This is a genomic window from Neobacillus drentensis NBRC 102427 (assembly GCF_001591445.1).
GTDB lineage: Bacteria > Bacillota > Bacilli > Bacillales > Cytobacillaceae > Neobacillus > Neobacillus drentensis.
This window is the reverse complement of sequence record NZ_BCUX01000012.1, coordinates 84,184-103,122: the sequence shown is the minus strand read 5'-3', so window position 1 is coordinate 103,122 and position 18,939 is coordinate 84,184. Positions and strand designations below refer to the sequence as shown.

Here is an 18,939-nt window from a genome sequence, read left to right as displayed (position 1 = left end):
CTACATAAGTAGGTAATCAACTTCTTTATCCTTAATACCTCTCGACCATACACCTCAACATAAAACTTCGGTAAAAAGCTGAACACCTTTTTCGTAACGAGTGCTACTTCATATCATATTGTATTCATAATGGAGAAAGTCCTCCGTATCGGGGGTCAGACACCTATTTTTAAACGGTGTTTTTTTGCCTAGTTGGAATATATTAACAATTATTTTGAATACTCATTCAGGAGTTTTTTTATTGATTGGTTCAGTTCCTCTATATTTGCATTTTCCACTTTCGAATTATTTATTTCATATTTCTTTTTTAACTTCAAAATTCTACTTACACTTTCATTTATTCTTTGTTCAGTAATTTCCCCTTTTTGGACAGCGATTTTTAAAGAAGAAATGGCTTCCACTGTATTGCTATAACCATGTCCAACTAAAATAATATCGCTGCCCGCCTTGACTGATTCAACTGTAGCCCTGCCAATCGAATAATGGTCGATAATCGCCTTCATTGTCATGTCATCCGTTATTACAACACCGCTATAGTCCAACTGTTGCCTCAAGATCCCTGTTATTATATTTTTGGACATGGAAGATGGAAAAGTAGCATCCAGTTTAGGCAGTAAGATATGGGCAACCATAACAACATCAGCACCGCTATTGATTGCCTGCTCAAACGGGATTAATTCGAGCTCTTTTAGTTGCTGGAGGCTTTTATTCACAATTGGCAGCTCCAGATGGGAGTCAACGGACGTATCTCCATGACCTGGAAAATGCTTAATTGTTGGGATAATGTTTTGCGACTGTATACCTTTAAAGGTCTGAATACCAAGCTTACTAACAATTTCAGAATTATTCCCGTATGATCGATCCCCTATAACCGGGTTATTTGGATTGCTGTTGATGTCTAACACAGGAGCAAAGTCAAGATTGAAACCAAATTCTTTTAACTCCTTCCCTAACATCGTCCCCACATGATAGGAAAACTGAGAATTATTAGTTGCCCCAATTTCTTTATTGGTTGGAAAATTAATCAACCCACCAGGGAGCCTGGTAACACGCCCACCTTCTTGATCCACTCCCAATAGAAGCGGCACCTTCTGGTCACTTTCAGTCTTCATTTGATTCACAAGCTGCACTGCTTGTGTTGGATTTATTAAATTATCCTGGTAAAAAATAATCCCGCCAACCTTGTATTTCGTTAATAAATTTTTTGTATTTGAATCCATGGTGGTGCCAGTTATACCTGCGAAGATCATTTGCCCAATTTTCTCATCTAAACTCATGTCAGTTATGGTCTTTTGCTGGTCAGGTGGAGTAGATTGCTCGGCTTGATTTTTTAGTTGTGTATAGACTGAAATATGGTCCACTTTTGGATTCGGCTCCTGATCGGTCGGTTTTGGTAATATCCACTTTAACTCTGTTAAAGGGTTAACCTGATAAACAAGAATGATTTGGTCATGAGTTTCATCTTTGAAGTACCGAATCTCATCAGGTTCTCCGCGCGTTAATTTGATATCATTTTGCCGGATTTTTTGTAATTCAGGATCATATGACCTGATGTCAGAGACAATCTCACCCAGATATCCTATGACGACATTTCGATTCTTATATTCTTCGTATCTACCACTTGCAGTGTCTGTTGTTTGGTTCGGTTCTCCCCATTTATTATGTACTTCCTGCTTCTTAGCCTTACCCGAATCGAAAGGGATACCGACCACTTTTCCTTCCTTTGCCAAGGAAAAAAGTTCACTAATATAGTCATTCAGTTTCTGATTTTTGCTTTCGCCTAATTCTGCTGGAGTATTTGATGAAGGTTCAACGGGTTGTTGAGAGTTCTCCGTTGTGGACTGTTTCCCGTCTCTGTCCTTATCAAAAACATAAATAACAACAACTAGAATAATAAGGAACGATAGGATTGACAAAATAAGTGGTTTCAAGATCGATTTTTTACGTTTTGTCATAATAGAATCCCTTTCTTTGGCGAGCTCACCATTTATATATTGTTAGTTTTACACTATATCTTGTTTATCCATTATACAATGATACAGTTCTCCCTAACATATCTAAGTGAGGGCTTTTAGATTCCGTGCCTGTCTCGCTCCGGATTTTCTTGTTTCACAACGATGTTCCACAATCAACTATAATCTAAACAACAAATAAGAGATGAACGGTACTATTGCTGTTCGCCTCTTATTCGTTATTCTTTGTCCAATTTTCACAGTCAACCAATCGAATTGTTTCATTCCTGGCTATTTATTGCATCGGATTTTTAAGATCATTAACCAAAACCTGGACCTCATCATTTTCGTGAATTATTCCAGGCCTTTCTACTGCACATACAATCCCCCGCCGCTTATAACCTGCACGTACAAAACGGAAGGATAACTTCTCATGATCTTCATAATGCTTTTGGATTTCATCACCCGGTAAGGTACAAGGCTGGTTTTCACCCATACATATTAAACCTGCTCCACTTGGGAAAAGGATACGAGAGCCCATGGGGAGTTTTGTTAATTCCGGAAATCCCTTGATCAAGACATTAGCCCCTAACCACTCAGGCATAACAGATTCAACACCTAATTCTTCTGCAATCTTGTCTAATTCTTCCACAGAAACAATCGTTATTTGGCGGCGGTTAAGAATCTCTGTTCCTCTTGGATACATCGGCTGCCTTGAATCAGCCTTACTGATTATTCCAAAATGGCGGTCCCCACGAATCCCTCCAAATTCAAGATTTGCTTCTGATATTCTTCTGGTTACAAATGTCTTTGGATCATCTGCAATTAATACTGCATTTATTTTTGCCCATACTTTTTCCATATAAAACTCCTTTTCATACAAACAATTTATAAAGATAAGGACTCCACGTCCGCAGATTGTATGTGGCAACACATGAGATGCTAGTGAAGTTTACGGGCTTAATATGTGCCACTCTCAATCTAAATAGAATTCATTCGGTTTATGACAGATAATACTTCATTAATTCTAGGTAATTCAAGCCATCTTTCGAAACCGGGAAAAAAGGAAGAAAATACAATATCCACTCCTTCTCTCTCCATATCTTCGAGAGCTTTTTGGATCTTCTCATGAAGAAAGATGCGGCGACCCTGATTATTTATAGCTATTTTTCGAATTAAAAAGGCAATGGCTGCAAGCTGGGCGTGTGATGTGATATTGTAAAGCCCTCTGATATCAATTTGTTCATCACCTATCATCATGTACCCCGTGGTTGAAACCATCAGCTTTTCTGTACCACTTCCCTGTGGATAGCTCGAAAAGTGATCGGTGGTTATTTTTCTTTCTATCTCCCATTTTGTAAAGGGGATACGTTCGCGTGGTTTGTCGTGTTCACATAAATTTTTTGCTTCCTGGGTTACGTTTTTTGGCACAAAATTGTCCATCAATATGATTTGATCGGCTACGGATAAAAATTCACCGCTACCTCCAATAACAAGAACGGAAGATACGCCAACAGCCTCATAAAGCTCCCTGACGCGTTCTGTAAAAGGTGTAATGGGTTCATGCTTGATTAATGAACGCATTTTGATGTCTTGAATCATAAAGTTGGTCGCACTTCTGTCTTCATCAATAAGAAGAAGCTTACACCCGAAGTTGATTGCCTCCATAATATTTGCGGCTTGAGAGGTGGAACCTGAGGCGTAGTCAGTCGAAAACTGTTCAGCCGAACTATTGGGTATCCATTTTATGAAAGGCGTAATATTGATATTTTTTATGGAACGCCCTTCCTCCGCAGATATTTCCATTGCACTTTGATCTGTAATCACAAATTCCCGTCCGTCGCCTATGATGTGATTGTAAATCCCCGAATTTAATGCATCAAGCAATGTGCTCTTACCCGAATAACCACCGCCGGTGATGACCGTCACACCATGTTTTATTCCCATTCCTCGCAAACTACAAATTTCAACTTCAACATCTTCCGGGGATGTAAAAGGCAAGGCATCCTCTAGTGGCCCGCTGTTGTCTTTATTTCTTGGCAAAATGCTGCCATTCCCAATAAACGCACAATAACCACTGGATTTTAGCCATTCGCGAATCATATTTTGTTTTTTTACCAATTCATAGGCAGCATTTAAGTTGATGAGATCAAACTTGGCAATAAACGCCTCCACTTCTTTTGGAAGCATTTTGCAGAGCATGCGCATAGCTTTATTATTATTCTTGAATGGAAGTTGAACTGTAATCATTAAGCATAAATACCATTTTTCCGAGATGACTTCAACATAGGATGCATTACGTTGCAACAACACGTTGGTTGGACAAAAACAATAAAAAGCACCATTTTCTTTATCAGAACGTGACCGGTTATAAATCAATTCATTTAATGCCACAATATGATCAACCCATTCTCTTAATGAAAAATCTGAGAGAACAACTTGATCCATATTTTCATCTAAGCCGAGACGGTCAAAAGGTATTTTTATGGTGATACATGGTTTATCTAGTGTGAGTTTATGTGTCGGTTCAATGTAATAGGCAACATCATTATTCCAATAGATTGGGTCTTCATAAATCTTACTGTAAGATGACTGTCCGGATTGTAATGAGCGAAAATATTGAGCGAGTCTTTTAATAAAACATCATCCTTTCATATTTGGAAACGGTGAATAACGGAAAACGATTCTTAAGTTGAAACGATATCTCAAGAAGGGTGCCCCTTATCCTTTAAAACAAGGTAACGACGAAACGGATCGACCCCTAATCTCCAGGAATAAGCCTGCTCAAACTTAAACCAGTACTGTTTGAAATTTTCCGTGGAAAATGAATTCCATCCTAAGTAATTCAAGTTCAATAAATATCCCCCTAATAGTGTTCAGATCAATTTGTAAGAAAAAAGATTAAATCCTAACCAATTTCAAAGTAAAACCAATATTGTTGCAATGACCAACCATTTGTCCAAAAAAAATGACAGCCACTCTATAGGTGGCTGTCATAGGTCGGCAAGAAAGATTGTTCTTTCTGCCTAAATATAAAAGCTCTGAGAGTGAATCCTACCCTCAGAGCCTAATGTATTAGTAATAGAATAACTAAATAGCAATATGATGAGGATAAAATGTATATTTTTTTGTATTCATTTTCCTCACCTCGTTATGATTTATTTTTACAGCAACACAATCTTAACATTAATTTACCTATTTGACAAGATGGGGCATACTGTAACGGCCTTATAATCGTTGTTAATTTAAACTTTCCCTTAAGAAATTCACAATAATACAGCGTTGCAAAATCTAGCAAACTTCGGGTCGTGACTGGCGCCGCAAATCAAGTTTAATTCCAGACACACTGTTCCCTTATTCATCCTCACAATTTAGATCGAACTGGAAATAATTAGTGTATTTCATTACAAACTACTCGAAAGATGTGGTAAAATTCATTTTATCAATCCATTAAATCCTATACAAAGCAGGTGGTTATTCGTGTCCTCTGAAAAAGAAGTGAAACTTTATTTTGTTCGGCATGGAGAGACCCAATTTAATGTAGAGAAACGATTACAGGGATTTTGTGATTCACCTCTTACGGATAAAGGAATTGAACAGGCTAAATCTGTAGGTAGTGGTTTATCTGATATAGAATTTAAAGCAGTATACGCTAGTGAAAGCCAGAGAGTAGTAGAGACGGCTAGGTATGCCATCGGACATCGAAACATCCCCATCATTACTGATCCACGTCTAAAGGAAATGAACTTTGGTGTGTTGGAATCCCTATCACAAACGGAAATTCTAGCTCAATATGGGAATATCCTAAAGACATTATTTAGTCTTAAGGATTTAAATATGTCAGCACCTGAAGGAGAATCCTATTTACAGCTTTTTACACGAACAAGCTCTGCTATCGATGAAATTATTCAAAATCATAAAAATGAGGGTGGAAATGTTCTAGTATTTTCACATGGGGTAACAATAGGCAACTACTTAATGCAATTAGCAAAAATGAGCGTTTATACTCACCATGAAAATTGCAGTGTTTCTGTGATCAAATATTTGAACGGGGAAATTTATGTAGACAGGATTGCTGACACTTCTTTCAGAGATAGGTACTACCTAAAATAAAATCCAATCATAAATCTACTGGGTTAAAAGAAAGGCAATTCTCAGAGCTAAATTCAGGAAAAAGCCTCTAATCAAGAATGAGCTTCTCTATCCCGTCAAATTTCTCCAGATCTGCGTACGAAATAGGTGCCTGACCCCCAGTATGTGCAGGAGAATGCATGGGTTCAAGCAAAATAAGCTTGGTCGGAAATTATATGTCCGATTTAGATAGGGCAGGGATCAATATCAATACGATTTTTTCCGGAGAGTATACGGCTGAAACGATAGCCACGCTAAGTGCCATTTTCGTTGAAAACGGAACACTGGAGCCAGCCTTCCACCCGACGATTGAACACTATATCCTTACTACAGATAAAACGGAAGTTGAACTTTCGGCGATTGCTACATCAAGTCGAGCCCAAAGTATTCGCATCAATTCACAAAACGTAACCAATAAAAAATACACTAAAATAAACATTGCCGAAAACAAAGAAATCCATATTCACGTCATCGCTCCGAATGGCGTGGCCGAAAAGACCTACACAATTCTTATTAAATAAGCAGCAAATGCAAAAAAAATCAGTTCGACTGCTGAAAAGGCAGCGAGACTGATTTCTTTTACTACTTTAGCTGAGCGGAGGTTTGACCCCAAAATAATTTTCCACTTCTTCCAAGGTTGGAATCGATGCTTGGGCTCCTTCTCTTGTTACGACAACCGCTGATACTCTGCTGGCAAAACTAGCTGCTTCTACATCATCTAAGCCATTTAGTGACGCGATGACAAATGCTGAGATAAATGAATCGCCTGCTGCAGTAGTGTCCACGGCATCTACAGTGCAGGCAGGCACATGATAGTGGGCTACATCAGTGACGACATAGGAGCCTTTTTCTCCAGCTGTCACCACTACTCTCTTGATTCCTAATGATTTTAAAAATAAACCTGCCCTTAATATTTCCTCTTCTGTTGAGACGGGCATGCCTGTTATGGCTTGTAATTCCGTTTCATTAGGGATGAGAGTATGTACTTTCCCCAGCAACGATGTTGATAGCTTTTGAGCAGGTGCTGGATTCAGGATGACCTTTTTATTGTACTCACTCGCAAGCTCTAGTACATACTCGACAATCTCTAGCGGTATTTCTAACTGCATGATAATGATGTCACATTGTTCAAGCAAACGTCGATGCCGTTCGATATCTGCTGGCTGAATCCGATGATTCGCACCGGAAACGAGAACAATATTATTTTCTCCATCCGAACTGACATTAATAAACGCCATTCCTGTCGGGCCGTCATCTTCCTGAATGGCCGCCGTATCCACGCCTGATTCCGTTAAATTGTCAATCAACAATCTTCCATATTCATCATTTCCTACCTTGCCAATCATGGCCACTTCTGCGCCAAGCTTGGCTAAGGCAAAGGCTTGATTTGCCCCTTTACCGCCAAAATTCGTTTGGAACTTTACACTCGAAATCGTTTCTCCCGCTTGAGGGAGATGTGGAACTTGGGTGACCAAGTCCACATTTAAGCTGCCAATGACAACCACTTTACTCACACAACCACCTCATATCTTTCTTTTTCAGCATGGCCGTTTTTCTTCGCTTCCTTTAACTCATCAACTATTTCATCGATGGTTAAGACATTATTTCCAAACTTTAAAGAATGACTAAGCCGGCTGATGTGAGGCTGTTTTAACATACTTTTTTCTAATGTCTCATGATCCCAGAAGATGTCCCGCTTGTTTCCATCAGCAATCTTCCTTTTATTCGCCATAACGATGACATGCTCGAAATGATTCACAACAAATTCCATGTCATGTGTAATTGTAATAACAGTCTTGCCTTGTTCATTCAAATGCTTGATGATTGCTCCTAATCGAATCATGGTTGGATAATCCTGTCCTGCTGTCGGCTCATCCAGAATGATCACATCCGTATTCATCGCAATAACCGCTGCAATGGTGACCATTTTCCGCAGTGAATAAGGGAGGTCATATGGATTTTCTTCTAAAAACTTCGTCACACCCACAAGCTCAGCAGCATGCAGCACTCGTTCTTTCACTTCATCTAAGGATAATCCTTGTTGCTTAGGTCCAAATTCAATCTCTTTATAGACCGTACTATTAAAAATCTGATCATCCGGATTTTGGAATACATAACCAACTTTTCGCGAGATTTGCGCTGTTGTATAATCTTTTGTATTCCAGCCGTCAATCATGACGTCACCTTCGGTTGGCTTTAATAAACCATTAATTAATTTAACCGTCGTCGTTTTTCCCGCCCCATTCTGACCAACGATTGCGACAGATTCCCCCTTCTCAAAGGACATCGTGACGTTCTCAACCGCTGTAAACCCATTTGGATAAGCATAAGTAAGATTCGTTAAAGTTAAAAAGGCCATGTCGTTAATTCTCCTTTCCTGCCATCCATTTTGTGAAGACCCCAATCGCTTCCGATTCGGTAACTGGAATCTCATGTAAACGATCATTTTTTTGCATTTCATACCCTAAAAGAGCATATTGAGGTAATAATATACCATGGTCCATAGCTTTGATGTCAGAGAGAATATCCTTTGTTTTCCCTTTCATCGCTACTTTTCCGTCTTCTACAAGAATGACCCGATCGGCATATTCTGCAATCAGTTCAATTTTATGTTCGACCAGAATTATCGTTTTTCCCCTTTGTTTCATGATATTTATGATTTTAAAAACTTCCTCAGTCGCCTGTGGGTCTAACTGTGAAGTTGGTTCGTCGATAATTAAAATTTCTGGATCCATTACCATAATGGAAGCTAACGATACTCTTTGCCGCTGCCCGCCTGACAGTTGTTGCGGATTTTTTTCTTGAAGCGATTCTAAACCGAATAATTTGATGATTTCTGCTACTCTTTCCTTTATAACTGGAACTTCGACTCGTAAATTTTCTAAACCAAACGCTATTTCTTCAAATACCGTATCTTTCGTACCACTTATTTGTGTGAAAGGATTTTGAAAAATATAACCCATTTTTTGAGCGAGATCACCCATCTCCCACTCTCGAATGTCCCTTCCTTCGATTAGCATTTCCCCATCAAGATCACCTTTAAAAAAATGAGGAATAAATCCGCGTATTAAGTTACAAATCGTTGTTTTACCAGCGCCATTTGCCCCAATTAAGGCATACACCTTTCCTTTTTCTAACGAGAGACTGATATCCTTTAATACTTTTTCATCACCGACAGGATATTTATACGAGATTCCTTTCAATTCAATATAACTCATAAGGCAACTCTCCAAACTATTAGTAAAATCAAAAGTACGAGTAACAATACCCTGATGAATGAATCTCTTCCCGTTTTCTCAATGCTATAGATGCTCGTTTTTCTTTTATTCACGGTGAATGCTCTTGCCTCCAACGCCATGGCACGTTCTTCCGTACTTGCTACAGACGATAATACGAGCGGTGTAATCATCGGAAGTAATGCTTTTAATCTCACCATCAAACTACCTTCCGTTTCCACTCCCCTTGTTTTTTGGGCATCCATAATGACCTGCGATGATTTTTTCATTTCAGGGATAATCGTTAACGTGGACAACACAACATAGGTGGCTTTAGGTGATAATCCCATAACTTCTAATGAATAGACAAAATCCTTCACAGGGGTAATGCGGAAAAATAATATTAAAGAAGAACCTACCGCAATGACTTTTGAAGTGAGAGTTAACCCGAAATGGATTCCTTCTTGCTTGATCGCAAGGAAACCCCATTCCCATAATACATGCGTCCCAGGATAGAAGAAGCTTTGCAAAACGAATATCAAAATGCATAAACTAAATAATCCTTTAATCGTTAAATTGGCAAATTCCTTTGTGACGTTTCCCATCGCTGCAATCACTAAACAAACCAAAAACATGGCATAGGCATATAGATAACTAGGAATAATAAAAACAGAAACTGCGATTAATAAAATCATTAATAGCTTTGTCGTCGGATATAAACTAAGAATGACGTTCTTTTTCTCCATTTCTATTGACCTCCTCTTGTATTTTTTTAAAATAGATAAGAATCTCTGACTAAAAAGGTCTAGGCAGAGATTCTCATCACTCATTAAGCTACTTTCGACTTTTTATTGCTTTTTATAAATGATTGCGTATAGTTATGCTTGGACAAATATCGATCAGACATTTTATTGACAATGATATAAGCAAGGATAACAGATGTAGATTTATCAATTAATTCAAGCAGACCCATTGAAGTGATGACAGCTTGTACCAATCTCTGGCCAGATGCTAATAATACCGCTGTCATAGCTGATGCCGAGCTTCCGGAAATACCGCCATAAACCCATACAATAATCGGTGTTGAAATAAGTACAGCAATGACTGTAACAATCAGACAAGAAACGATTGTTTTCCCAAAGTTTTTAAACATACCCTTTTTAGATAGCATCCCGACTGTAAACCCAATAGCCATGGAGGATAAGGCAAATGGAAGCTCAGTTGGTGTAAAGATTGATTTTACGAGGTTAGTAGAACCGCCCGTCACCAAACCAACCCAAGGTCCTGCCACCATAGCAGCTACGATTGTTCCAATAGCATCAAGCCAAATTGGCAGCCTTAAGATTTGGACTAACTGGGCAATGGCAACGTTTAAACCAACACCGATAGGAATTAACATAATAGCAATTAATGAGAAATCATGTTTTAAACCGCGTTTCATAATAGTATCTCTCCCCTGTTAAATAGAATATTAGAATGATTTTAGCGACTGATAGATCATGTTGGAAAGCTCTTCGCGATCTACTTCAAAAGCTACATTGGCATTGATCGGTTGATCCGTTAATTTCTTTTTATCTATGATCGTTTGACCATAGGTAAATTCCCCTTTTGTTTCGACTTGAACATTACATGGAATAAACGTAAATAAATCAGGATTAATTAGATAAGCAACTGCACAGGCATCATGCATGGGTAAGCCATTCGTCCTGCCCCTGGCGTAAAATTCCAGCATATCAGCTGTTGCATCACTGATGCGATTCCCAATGCTTCTTACTTTTTCAATATCTTCATTGAAAAGTACCGCTTTATAGGTGACATCTAGCCCAAATAAAGCAATGGGAATACCGGATTGAAAGACAATTTGCGCAGCCTCAGGATCTACATACATATTAAACTCAGCCACTGGCGTTGTATTTCCGCCTTCATACGCACCACCCATAATCGAAATTTGCTCAATTTTATGCGTAAGATTTGGATAGGCCGTAATAAGGTTTGCTACGTTTGTTAATGGACCAATCGCAACAATGGATACGTTTTCATTTGAGTTCATAAGTAGTTCCTTCATCGCCTCAACCGCAGTACGCTCACTTTCCTGCTGCTCACCTATTGGCAGCACCACCTCCCCTAAACCAGATTCTCCATGGAACTCTTCCGCCGTATACAGCTTTTTAATCAGCGGCTTCGTAGCACCCTTGGCAATTTCAATTCCCTTTATGCCTGTTAAATTAACAAGCCCTAACGCATTATTTGTTACCTTTTCAATGGTTTGATTACCTGCTGTTGTAGTAATTAACTTTACATCTAATTTTTCAGACGTTAATGCTAGAAAAATAGCAATAGCGTCATCAATCCCAGGATCTGTGTCAATAATGACTGTTTTTTTCATCATAAGCCCTCCTTAAGCATGTTCTTTTGTGCTGCCATTGATAATTAATGTTGGTTCAATAAAAACCTGTTCCTTCACACTTTTTTCGTTGTTGATTTGATCAAATAACATCTTGGCAGCTATTTCCCCCATTTTATAAGCAGACTGTTCTATGGTTGTAAGTTTAGGTCTGATTAATTGGTTAAAAGGCAGGTTATCAAACCCTACGACTGACAAATCCTCAGGAATTTTTATTCCTAATTCGTATGCCGCTTGATAAACCCCAAATGCCATCAGATCATTAAAGGCAAAAATAGCTGTAACATCTCTTTCCTTTAATAAGGCCTTTGCCGCTACGTATCCCCCTTCCATTTGATAGTTACCAGGAATAACGATTGATTCGTCTACCGGAATTTGAAACTCCGAAAACGCCTTCAAATATCCCTTATACCGCTCATTAGAATTGGGAATAGCAGCTGGACCCGTAATGCACCCGATATTCTGATGAGAAAGCTCTAGTAAATGTTTAGTAGCCATGTACCCTGCTTGGACATTATCAATATAAACACCGCTAAAATCCTCAATTTCTTGACCACGGTCTAACAAAATAATCGGTATTTCATATTCCTGTACGGATTGATAGAAATCTTTACTTTGTAATTCTTGAGGTCCGGTAAAGATAATTCCATCCACATTTTTTTCTTTCATGATGGCTAAATAATCGGTTTCTTTTCTATGAGAACTATCCGTATTACATAAAAACACCGTATATTGCGCAGCATTTGCTACATCCTCAACCCCTCTGACAAGCTCAGGAAAGAACGGGTTCCGGATGTCTGGAATGACTAACCCAATCGTATACGTTTTTTTTGTAATCATACTTCTCGCAATACTATTTGGTTTGTAATGTAATTCTTCCACTACTTTCAGTACTTTCTCACACGTTTCTTTTCTAATTCCTTCTGCTTTATTGTTGATGATTCTAGATACTGTGGTAATGGACACCCCTGCTTGTTTAGCGATATCTTTGATCGTTACAGTCATGAAGTTTTTCACCTCTTATCATTTTAGTAAAACGCTTTCTGAAAACGTTTTAGGAAAACGTTTTACTAAAACGCTTTCCTTTATTATAAAATATTATTTAACAATGTCAATATTTTTTAAAGAAACAGATAATTAAAAAAGAAAAAAAACTTTGCTAATTTAGCAAAGTCGTTTTGTGGATCATTTCCATTAGTTTTTCGAGCCCCTCAAGCAATCGTGGCGACGGCCTGCAGAATAGTTCTTCTTCAAGGATGAGGATCTGGCTATCATCCTTATAATGGAGCTGTTCAAAACCATGACGATTTTTGACAATACTTTTCTGGATCTTTTCCCTTCTCACCCCAACCCATGCTAAGCAAATAAAATCCGGCTTTCGGCTTAACACATCATTCCAATCCGTCTGAACACTTGCCAACTCAACATCATGAAAGATATTTACTCCGCCGGCCGCATCAGAGATTTCCGTAAGCCAATTGATTTTTCCTGGAGTAAAGATAGGTTTCGGCCACCATTCCCAATAAAGTGATGGTCGTCTAATTCTATTTTTACCTTTTTGTTTTACAGCTTCAATTCTCGAGCGAAACCGCTGTGCTGCTTTAATCCCTAGTTCTGGTTCTTTTAGCGCTTCAGCGGTTTTAATCAAATCATGTTCAATATCTGACAATGATTGAGGATTCAAAACGATATGAGGAATCCCCCGTTCAACTAATACTTCGACATTCTTTTCCATTCCGGGAACACTCAGAGATGCAAGGACCAGGTCCGGTTTCAATTGTTCAACACAATCCATATCAATTGACAAATCCGGGCCTAACCTTGGTAAAGTTGAAATCGAAACAGGCCAGTCAGAATAATCATCTACTCCGACTAGAAGGTGGGTTAAACCCAAGAATTCCATTAACTCAGTATTGCTGGGGCATATAGAAATGACTCTCATAACCTCTCCTATCTAATATTTGGTAATGTTCACCTTTATATTATCAAACAGCAGCTTTTTTTTGCAGAATTAATGGTTTATTTTAAAATTGGGTCTTTTATACAAAATTGAGGATTTTTCTACGATCTTGATGGATTATTCTACAAAACTGAATGTTTTTTCTACAACAGATGGTATTTAGCTTCCAATTAAGGGTTGTATCGTTCCTCTCATCCAAAAAGAGTTTTTTTTTGACAATACATTTCAATGTAATGTAACTTTGTATAATGCGAACAATAGTATTACCAATAGTTCTCATGAAAAGGGTCGTAACCCTTGCTATAAATGAAGAAAACTATCTAGGAGGCATGATGATGTCAAACTTGCAAACACTAGAAAAAATCGAACAGCAAACGTTCATCGATGTAGTTCGGGAACGCCGTTCTGTTCGTCAATATGATCCAACAGTGCGAATCTCACAAGAAGAAATGACCGAAATGCTGGGGCTGGCAACATTGGCTCCTTCGTCCTCAAACCTGCAGCCATGGCGTTTTTTAGTCATTGATCAGCCGGAATTGAAAAAGAAGCTTTTGCCTATCGCCTATAACCAGCAACAGGTAGTCGAAGCATCTGCCGTGATTGCTGTACTGGGCGATGTAGAAAGCTACGAGAAGGCGGAAAAAATTTATGGTCAAGCCGTGGAAGCAGGCTTTATGCCGGAGGATACGGCTGCATCATTCATCGAGCGTACGGTCAGAACGTATTCCAGCTTGCCGCCTGAAGCAGCCCGCCAAATCGTCTCTATTGATGGCGGACTGATCTCCATGCAGCTTATGCTGATTGCTCGTTCTAAAGGGTATGACACGGTTCCGATGGGCGGGTACGATAAAGCAAAGTTTGTGGAAGCTTTCGGAATTGCCGAAAAGTATGTACCAGTGATGCTTATTGCGATTGGAAAAGCAACAAAGCCAGGACATCCGACTACCCGTCTTCCTATTGAGGATGTAGCGTTCTTCAACGAAATGCCAACGAAATAACGAAGAAGTCTCACAAAAGAGGAAACCAGCTTGAAGTCCATTATAAGCTGGTTTTTTTCTGATTATCCTTATTCGCGCACGTTTCCTACTTTACCAAAACTCAATAAAAACGCGCTTTCAACAAACGATATCGCTCCAAAAATGGAGATGGACGCCGAGATGGCAGGAAACGACCACTTCACTTTGCGAATGAAATGGAGGACAGGAAAGATTGCTAATTCAAGCAGGATTTGCCCTGCTTCGATTCCAAGATTAAACGTTAACAGCGAAGATACGAAATGTCCGCCGTCCATCCTCATTTCAGCCAATGACCCGGAAAAACATAACCCATGAATTAAGCCAAATCCAAACGCCAACCATAAATTATGCTTCATATTTCGATTTAACACACTATTTATGGCTACATAAATAATGCTTAACGCAATCAATGACTCGAAAAACCTTTCAGGTTGCATAGGAATATGCATGCTGGCTAAAATTAACGCAACCGTATGGGCTGCGGTAAATGCAGTAACAACCTTTAAGATTTGTATAATATCTTTCACAAACCCACTGTTTTTTTCCCTTTGTAACTTTTCATTAGAACCTCTCCTTTCGTACAAAAAGCCTTGAGCAGCAATCATGTAAAATCACTGTTCAAGGCTTTTTATTACTATCTTTTATTAGATGTTGTTGTCTCTACTCTTCATATAAAACAGTAATATAAAACCACGGTTAAAAATGCTAACCCGTGATAAATTATTATTGTCTTACAGCATGAAAAGGAATTTTTACTACTTAACAGCTGATGGAAGGTCAGATTCCTTTTCTAACACATTCTCAATATAAGCTTTGCCCCATTCATACATAGAATCTAAAATTGGCATAAGTTTTCTTCCATACTCAGTCAATGAATATTCAACTTTTGGTGGAACAACTGGGTAAACTTCGCGATGCACGATTAAATGATCTTCCAGTTCGCGCAATTGGTTTACAAGCATTCTTTGGGTAATACCTGGCATTCGGGCCTTTAATTCACCAAATCGTTTCGTTCCTTCTTTGCCAAGATGCCACAAAATTAACATTTTCCATTTACCACCAATTACTGAAAGTGTTAATTCCTTTTCACAGTTAAAGGTTTTCTCTCCTAAATTTGGCATACACTTCACCTCCCCGTTATTTTATCCAATAGTATACTTTTTAACACTATATGCGATAAAAGTGCGTACTTTTTATTTCGTAACATACTCAGTATACTAAGAAACGTGCTAGTGAGTAAATAGATCTTCAAAAGGAAACATTTACACATGTCTAATGACACCTACTAGCACAATATATAAAACAGATAAATCATCTAGAAGGAGCAAACTTAAATGAAATTACAATTAGCATTAGATCTTGTCGATATTCCAGGAGCCATTGAATTAGTGAAAGAAGTAGAAGAGTATATTGATGTTGTAGAAATTGGTACACCTGTGGTAATCAATGAAGGTCTTAAAGCAGTAAAAGAAGTAAAAGCTGCCTTTCCTAACTTAACTGTATTAGCTGACTTAAAAATCATGGATGCAGCTGGATATGAAGTAAGTCAAGCTTCTGCTGCAGGTGCTGACATCATTACGATTCTTGGAACGGCAGAAGACGAGTCAATTAAAGGCGCAGTGGCAGAAGCTAAAAAGCAAGGAAAAGAAATCCTTGTGGATATGATTGCGGTGAAAGACATTGCAGCCCGTGCTAAAGAATTGGATGAACTTGGTGCCGATTATATCTGTGTACACACAGGTTACGATCTGCAAGCTGTAGGGAAAAATTCCTTTGAAGATCTACACACGATTAAGAGCGTTGTAAAAAATGCTAAAACTGCAATTGCCGGTGGAATTAAATTAGAAACACTTCCAGAAGTAATTAAAGAACACCCTGATCTCATCATTGTAGGTGGCGGTATCACAGGCAAAGAAGATAAACAAGCTACTGCACGCGAAATGCAAACATTAATTAAACAAGGTTGATTCAAATGAAGACTACTGAATATTTAGCTGAAATCGTTCAAGAATTAAGTCAAACGGTCCACTTAATTTCTGATGAAGAAGCAGAGAAATTAGTAAACCAGATTTCAGAATCCAAGAAAATCTTTGTGGCTGGTGCGGGCAGATCTGGATTTATAGGGAAATCTTTTGTGATGCGAATGATGCACATGGGGATTGATGCCTATGTAGTTGGTGAAACCGTCACGGCTAACTTAGAAAAGGATGATCTTTTAATCATTGGTTCAGGTTCAGGGGAAACCAAAACTTTAGTTGCTATTGCTGAAAAGGCCAAAAACTTAGGAGGTAGAGTCGTAGCTATAACCATTTCTCCAGAATCCACCATTGGAAAATTAGCTGATATGATTGTTAAATTACCGGGGGTAACGAAAGATCAATCTGCAGGTGATTACAAGACTATTCAACCAATGGGATCTCTATTTGAGCAAACGATGTTGTTATTTTATGATGCCTTAATCTTACGTTTTATGGAGAAAAAGGGCTTAGATTCTAATAAAATGTATGGTAAGCATGCTAATCTCGAATAGAATATAGCTTAAAAATATACAGAAAAGACCACATTTTTTAAGTTGTGGCCTTTTCTGTATAAAACTGTTTTTTTTAGAGGACATAGGAAAACCGGAATTAGAGGCACTTTTTTTATAGTGTCCTTCATTTGGGTTATATTCCAGGTATCAGCCATGACCTTATTTATATAGATTTTTAGATGGGTGGTCTTGTAATAATTTTGGGAACGTTAAATATTATTGCATTATTATAAGTGTTTTTTCCTGACGTTTAATTTTTATCTTTTTTAAACTCTGATAAATCTGATTATTCACCAAATTCGGTGGAATAATTGGAAGGAATACTTAAAATGTTTAATCCCTCGAAGTTAAAGGTAAAATTTTCACCTTTTACCAATGAGTTAATGCCTATAGGTTGTCGCAAGTATACATTGACACATTCTGATAAAACAGGGGAATTATTTTTAAGTATTGGTTCTGATTACAATATGGCAGCCATTGACAAATATACCCGTGATGAGTTTCTAGCGGAAATTATATCACAAAACAATAAATATATTTTGCTCGGAACAGTTTATGTTAGCGGAGGGGAATTTGATGAGCAAACCGCAGAAAAGCGTTTTATGATCTTTCAACGTGAAGCTAAACTTGCCATCACGGCTGTAATTTATGGTGACCGCCAATTCTTTACCCATTATGCGCATTTGCTTGATTCTTCGATAATAATAAAATTCAAATCTACCTTTCCTTAATTCGATCAAATATTCGATTACGGTACACCTCGAAATTATTTGCAATCATTAAACTTTCCATCCTTATAAATTTCTCACTGAATACTGATATATCAATTGTTGACTTATTCAATAAGCACTTTAAAGATACATTATTTTTATTAAGGGCGATGGGGATTGACCCAACTAGTATTCCACAAATTTACTGTATGATTGGGGCTAAGAAGAAAGATGAGGCGCTTTTTAAATTAATGGATGAAATCAAACCAAGGGAAAATGTTGAAATTATTGATGGCTCTTCTTTTTCTTAAAGTAGATGAAAAGAAGAGCCAAATTGGAAAACTTTGATTTATATGGATTCAGACTAGCTGAAATATCCTCAATTTCCTAAAGTAAGTTCTTGAGGTGGCTCACCATCCATATTTAAAATACGAACAGTTTCAGGTATTATCTGAAGAAACACGTAATTTGGATCTTCTGGACTAGCAAACCATTTTTTATATGATTCATGCCAATATTGTTTTTTCAATTCTTGTGAATCATTAATGGCAGCTGTCCCAGTTATTTCAACATAGGCATCACTTTGTCCATTCTTTTCGTAACCTAATAATACAGAAACAGCTGGATTTCTTTCTATTTCCTCTATTTTCTCAGTATCCTTTTTTGTTGGTGTATATAATGTCAAGTTGTTATTGTAAAACGTCATATATCGTGAGTGGGGCTTATTATTTTCCACCGATGATAGAATCCCTGTTGTATGATCCGATATTATTTTTATTACTTTCTCTTTTAAATCCTCATACATTGATTCGTACTCCTTTTTTAAGTCATTTGAATTTCCCTCTTATCATTTCCAAAAACTTAAAATTCACAAGGGGATAATCTACAATATACAGAAGAAAATAAACACGAAAAAGGTGTCTGACCCCCAGTGAGTTGGGGGGCAGACACCTATATTCCTAATGCTTGCGATGGCGTCGGGTAATTTTCTTGTTTTGACAGGCACGGGATTTTAAAAAAA

At 38.0% G+C, this 18,939-nt stretch carries 20 protein-coding genes; 6 read left to right on the top strand and 14 right to left on the bottom strand.

The features are described 5' to 3' along the window. Positions 1 to 209: 209 nt before the first annotated feature. From nagZ to BDR01S_RS07610, 3 genes are all read right to left on the bottom strand, one after another. A complete protein-coding gene (gene nagZ, locus BDR01S_RS07620) occupies positions 210 to 1,955 on the bottom strand; it encodes a beta-N-acetylhexosaminidase (protein ID WP_066250442.1) in 1,746 nt (581 codons plus the stop codon). Between the two features lie 292 nt (positions 1,956 to 2,247). After that, positions 2,248 to 2,814: an MOSC domain-containing protein gene (locus tag BDR01S_RS07615; protein ID WP_066250439.1), complete on the bottom strand. Its 567-nt coding sequence runs from the start codon at positions 2,812 to 2,814 to the stop codon at positions 2,248 to 2,250. 119 nt (positions 2,815 to 2,933) lie between these two features. Beyond that, positions 2,934 to 4,400 (bottom strand): P-loop domain-containing protein, encoded by a 1,467-nt coding sequence (locus BDR01S_RS07610; RefSeq protein WP_066250436.1) that lies wholly within the window; start codon positions 4,398 to 4,400, stop codon positions 2,934 to 2,936. Between the two features lie 1,032 nt (positions 4,401 to 5,432). On the opposite strand from BDR01S_RS07610, the gene BDR01S_RS07605 reads away from it, so the two are divergent. Further along, positions 5,433 to 6,065 carry a histidine phosphatase family protein gene (locus BDR01S_RS07605; protein WP_066250434.1) on the top strand — a complete coding sequence of 211 codons (633 nt, stop codon included), beginning with the start codon at positions 5,433 to 5,435 and terminating at the stop codon, positions 6,063 to 6,065. A gap of 158 nt (positions 6,066 to 6,223) precedes the next feature. Continuing rightward, on the top strand, positions 6,224 to 6,604 hold the full coding sequence (locus BDR01S_RS07600; protein ID WP_066250431.1) for a cadherin-like beta sandwich domain-containing protein: 381 nt from the start codon (positions 6,224 to 6,226) through the stop codon (positions 6,602 to 6,604). A gap of 66 nt (positions 6,605 to 6,670) precedes the next feature. Here the strand turns inward: BDR01S_RS07600 and rbsK are convergent, their stop codons facing one another. From rbsK to BDR01S_RS07560, 8 genes are all read right to left on the bottom strand, one after another. After that, entirely contained in the window at positions 6,671 to 7,597 is a 927-nt protein-coding gene (gene rbsK / locus BDR01S_RS07595) for a ribokinase (RefSeq protein ID WP_066250428.1), read from the bottom strand. Then, positions 7,594 to 8,442: an energy-coupling factor ABC transporter ATP-binding protein gene (locus tag BDR01S_RS07590; protein WP_066250426.1), complete on the bottom strand. Its 849-nt coding sequence runs from the start codon at positions 8,440 to 8,442 to the stop codon at positions 7,594 to 7,596. Before BDR01S_RS07590 ends, rbsK begins: the two co-directional genes overlap by 4 nt. A gap of 4 nt (positions 8,443 to 8,446) precedes the next feature. Then, entirely contained in the window at positions 8,447 to 9,301 is an 855-nt protein-coding gene (locus BDR01S_RS07585; protein WP_066250423.1) for an energy-coupling factor ABC transporter ATP-binding protein, read from the bottom strand. Further along, complete coding sequence (locus BDR01S_RS07580) at positions 9,298 to 10,044, bottom strand: energy-coupling factor transporter transmembrane component T (RefSeq protein WP_066250420.1); 747 nt, start codon at positions 10,042 to 10,044, stop codon at positions 9,298 to 9,300. The genes BDR01S_RS07585 and BDR01S_RS07580 overlap by 4 nt, the downstream gene beginning before the upstream one ends. An 83-nt stretch (positions 10,045 to 10,127) precedes the next feature. Then, the gene (locus BDR01S_RS07575; protein ID WP_066250418.1) at positions 10,128 to 10,739 is read right to left on the bottom strand and encodes an ECF transporter S component; all 612 of its coding nucleotides are present in this window, start codon (positions 10,737 to 10,739) and stop codon (positions 10,128 to 10,130) included. 30 nt (positions 10,740 to 10,769) lie between these two features. After that, on the bottom strand, positions 10,770 to 11,684 hold the full coding sequence (locus BDR01S_RS07570) for a nucleoside hydrolase (protein WP_066250415.1): 915 nt from the start codon (positions 11,682 to 11,684) through the stop codon (positions 10,770 to 10,772). 12 nt (positions 11,685 to 11,696) lie between these two features. Continuing rightward, the gene (locus tag BDR01S_RS07565; protein ID WP_066250412.1) at positions 11,697 to 12,707 is read right to left on the bottom strand and encodes a LacI family DNA-binding transcriptional regulator; all 1,011 of its coding nucleotides are present in this window, start codon (positions 12,705 to 12,707) and stop codon (positions 11,697 to 11,699) included. Between the two features lie 154 nt (positions 12,708 to 12,861). Continuing rightward, a complete protein-coding gene (locus tag BDR01S_RS07560) occupies positions 12,862 to 13,644 on the bottom strand; it encodes a cobalamin-binding protein (RefSeq protein ID WP_066250410.1) in 783 nt (260 codons plus the stop codon). 353 nt (positions 13,645 to 13,997) lie between these two features. Here BDR01S_RS07560 and BDR01S_RS07555 point away from each other — a divergent pair, with 353 nt between their 5' ends. Then, positions 13,998 to 14,660: a nitroreductase family protein gene (locus BDR01S_RS07555; RefSeq protein ID WP_066250406.1), complete on the top strand. Its 663-nt coding sequence runs from the start codon at positions 13,998 to 14,000 to the stop codon at positions 14,658 to 14,660. A 68-nt stretch (positions 14,661 to 14,728) separates the two neighbouring features. On the opposite strand, the gene BDR01S_RS07550 is transcribed toward BDR01S_RS07555, so the two are convergent. Further along, on the bottom strand, positions 14,729 to 15,205 hold the full coding sequence (locus tag BDR01S_RS07550) for a HupE/UreJ family protein (protein ID WP_235846512.1): 477 nt from the start codon (positions 15,203 to 15,205) through the stop codon (positions 14,729 to 14,731). Between the two features lie 228 nt (positions 15,206 to 15,433). Further along, positions 15,434 to 15,799, bottom strand: a complete 366-nt coding sequence (locus tag BDR01S_RS07545) for a winged helix-turn-helix transcriptional regulator (protein ID WP_066250404.1) — start codon at positions 15,797 to 15,799, stop codon at positions 15,434 to 15,436. 213 nt (positions 15,800 to 16,012) lie between these two features. On the opposite strand from BDR01S_RS07545, the gene hxlA reads away from it, so the two are divergent. The 3 genes from hxlA to BDR01S_RS07530 all read left to right on the top strand — a co-directional run bounded on the left by hxlA (position 16,013) and on the right by BDR01S_RS07530 (position 17,939). After that, positions 16,013 to 16,645: a 3-hexulose-6-phosphate synthase gene (gene hxlA / locus BDR01S_RS07540; RefSeq protein ID WP_066250401.1), complete on the top strand. Its 633-nt coding sequence runs from the start codon at positions 16,013 to 16,015 to the stop codon at positions 16,643 to 16,645. Positions 16,646 to 16,650: 5 nt separating this feature from the next. Further along, the gene (gene hxlB, locus BDR01S_RS07535) at positions 16,651 to 17,208 is read left to right on the top strand and encodes a 6-phospho-3-hexuloisomerase (protein ID WP_066250397.1); all 558 of its coding nucleotides are present in this window, start codon (positions 16,651 to 16,653) and stop codon (positions 17,206 to 17,208) included. Between the two features lie 329 nt (positions 17,209 to 17,537). After that, positions 17,538 to 17,939: a staygreen family protein gene (locus tag BDR01S_RS07530; protein WP_066250395.1), complete on the top strand. Its 402-nt coding sequence runs from the start codon at positions 17,538 to 17,540 to the stop codon at positions 17,937 to 17,939. A 358-nt stretch (positions 17,940 to 18,297) separates the two neighbouring features. On the opposite strand, the gene BDR01S_RS07525 is transcribed toward BDR01S_RS07530, so the two are convergent. Continuing rightward, entirely contained in the window at positions 18,298 to 18,723 is a 426-nt protein-coding gene (locus BDR01S_RS07525; RefSeq protein WP_066250393.1) for a pyridoxamine 5'-phosphate oxidase family protein, read from the bottom strand. Positions 18,724 to 18,939 lie beyond the last annotated feature (216 nt).

Excerpts from the sequence above, each read along its gene's own strand:
- nagZ (WP_066250442.1), bottom strand. The coding sequence starts at position 1,955 with ATGACAAAACGTAAAAAATCGATCTTGAAACCACTTATTTTGTCAATC.
- BDR01S_RS07615 (WP_066250439.1), bottom strand. The coding sequence starts at position 2,814 with ATGGAAAAAGTATGGGCAAAAATAAATGCAGTATTAATTGCAGATGAT.
- BDR01S_RS07610 (WP_066250436.1), bottom strand. The coding sequence starts at position 4,400 with ATGGATCAAGTTGTTCTCTCAGATTTTTCATTAAGAGAATGGGTTGAT.
- BDR01S_RS07600 (WP_066250431.1), top strand. The coding sequence starts at position 6,224 with ATGGGTTCAAGCAAAATAAGCTTGGTCGGAAATTATATGTCCGATTTA.
- BDR01S_RS07590 (WP_066250426.1), bottom strand. The coding sequence starts at position 8,442 with ATGGCCTTTTTAACTTTAACGAATCTTACTTATGCTTATCCAAATGGG.
- BDR01S_RS07585 (WP_066250423.1), bottom strand. The coding sequence starts at position 9,301 with ATGAGTTATATTGAATTGAAAGGAATCTCGTATAAATATCCTGTCGGT.
- BDR01S_RS07580 (WP_066250420.1), bottom strand. The coding sequence starts at position 10,044 with ATGGAGAAAAAGAACGTCATTCTTAGTTTATATCCGACGACAAAGCTA.
- BDR01S_RS07575 (WP_066250418.1), bottom strand. The coding sequence starts at position 10,739 with ATGAAACGCGGTTTAAAACATGATTTCTCATTAATTGCTATTATGTTA.
- BDR01S_RS07570 (WP_066250415.1), bottom strand. The coding sequence starts at position 11,684 with ATGAAAAAAACAGTCATTATTGACACAGATCCTGGGATTGATGACGCT.
- BDR01S_RS07565 (WP_066250412.1), bottom strand. The coding sequence starts at position 12,707 with ATGACTGTAACGATCAAAGATATCGCTAAACAAGCAGGGGTGTCCATT.
- BDR01S_RS07560 (WP_066250410.1), bottom strand. The coding sequence starts at position 13,644 with ATGAGAGTCATTTCTATATGCCCCAGCAATACTGAGTTAATGGAATTC.
- BDR01S_RS07555 (WP_066250406.1), top strand. The coding sequence starts at position 13,998 with ATGTCAAACTTGCAAACACTAGAAAAAATCGAACAGCAAACGTTCATC.
- BDR01S_RS07545 (WP_066250404.1), bottom strand. The coding sequence starts at position 15,799 with ATGCCAAATTTAGGAGAGAAAACCTTTAACTGTGAAAAGGAATTAACA.
- hxlA (WP_066250401.1), top strand. The coding sequence starts at position 16,013 with ATGAAATTACAATTAGCATTAGATCTTGTCGATATTCCAGGAGCCATT.
- hxlB (WP_066250397.1), top strand. The coding sequence starts at position 16,651 with ATGAAGACTACTGAATATTTAGCTGAAATCGTTCAAGAATTAAGTCAA.
- BDR01S_RS07530 (WP_066250395.1), top strand. The coding sequence starts at position 17,538 with ATGTTTAATCCCTCGAAGTTAAAGGTAAAATTTTCACCTTTTACCAAT.
- BDR01S_RS07525 (WP_066250393.1), bottom strand. The coding sequence starts at position 18,723 with ATGTATGAGGATTTAAAAGAGAAAGTAATAAAAATAATATCGGATCAT.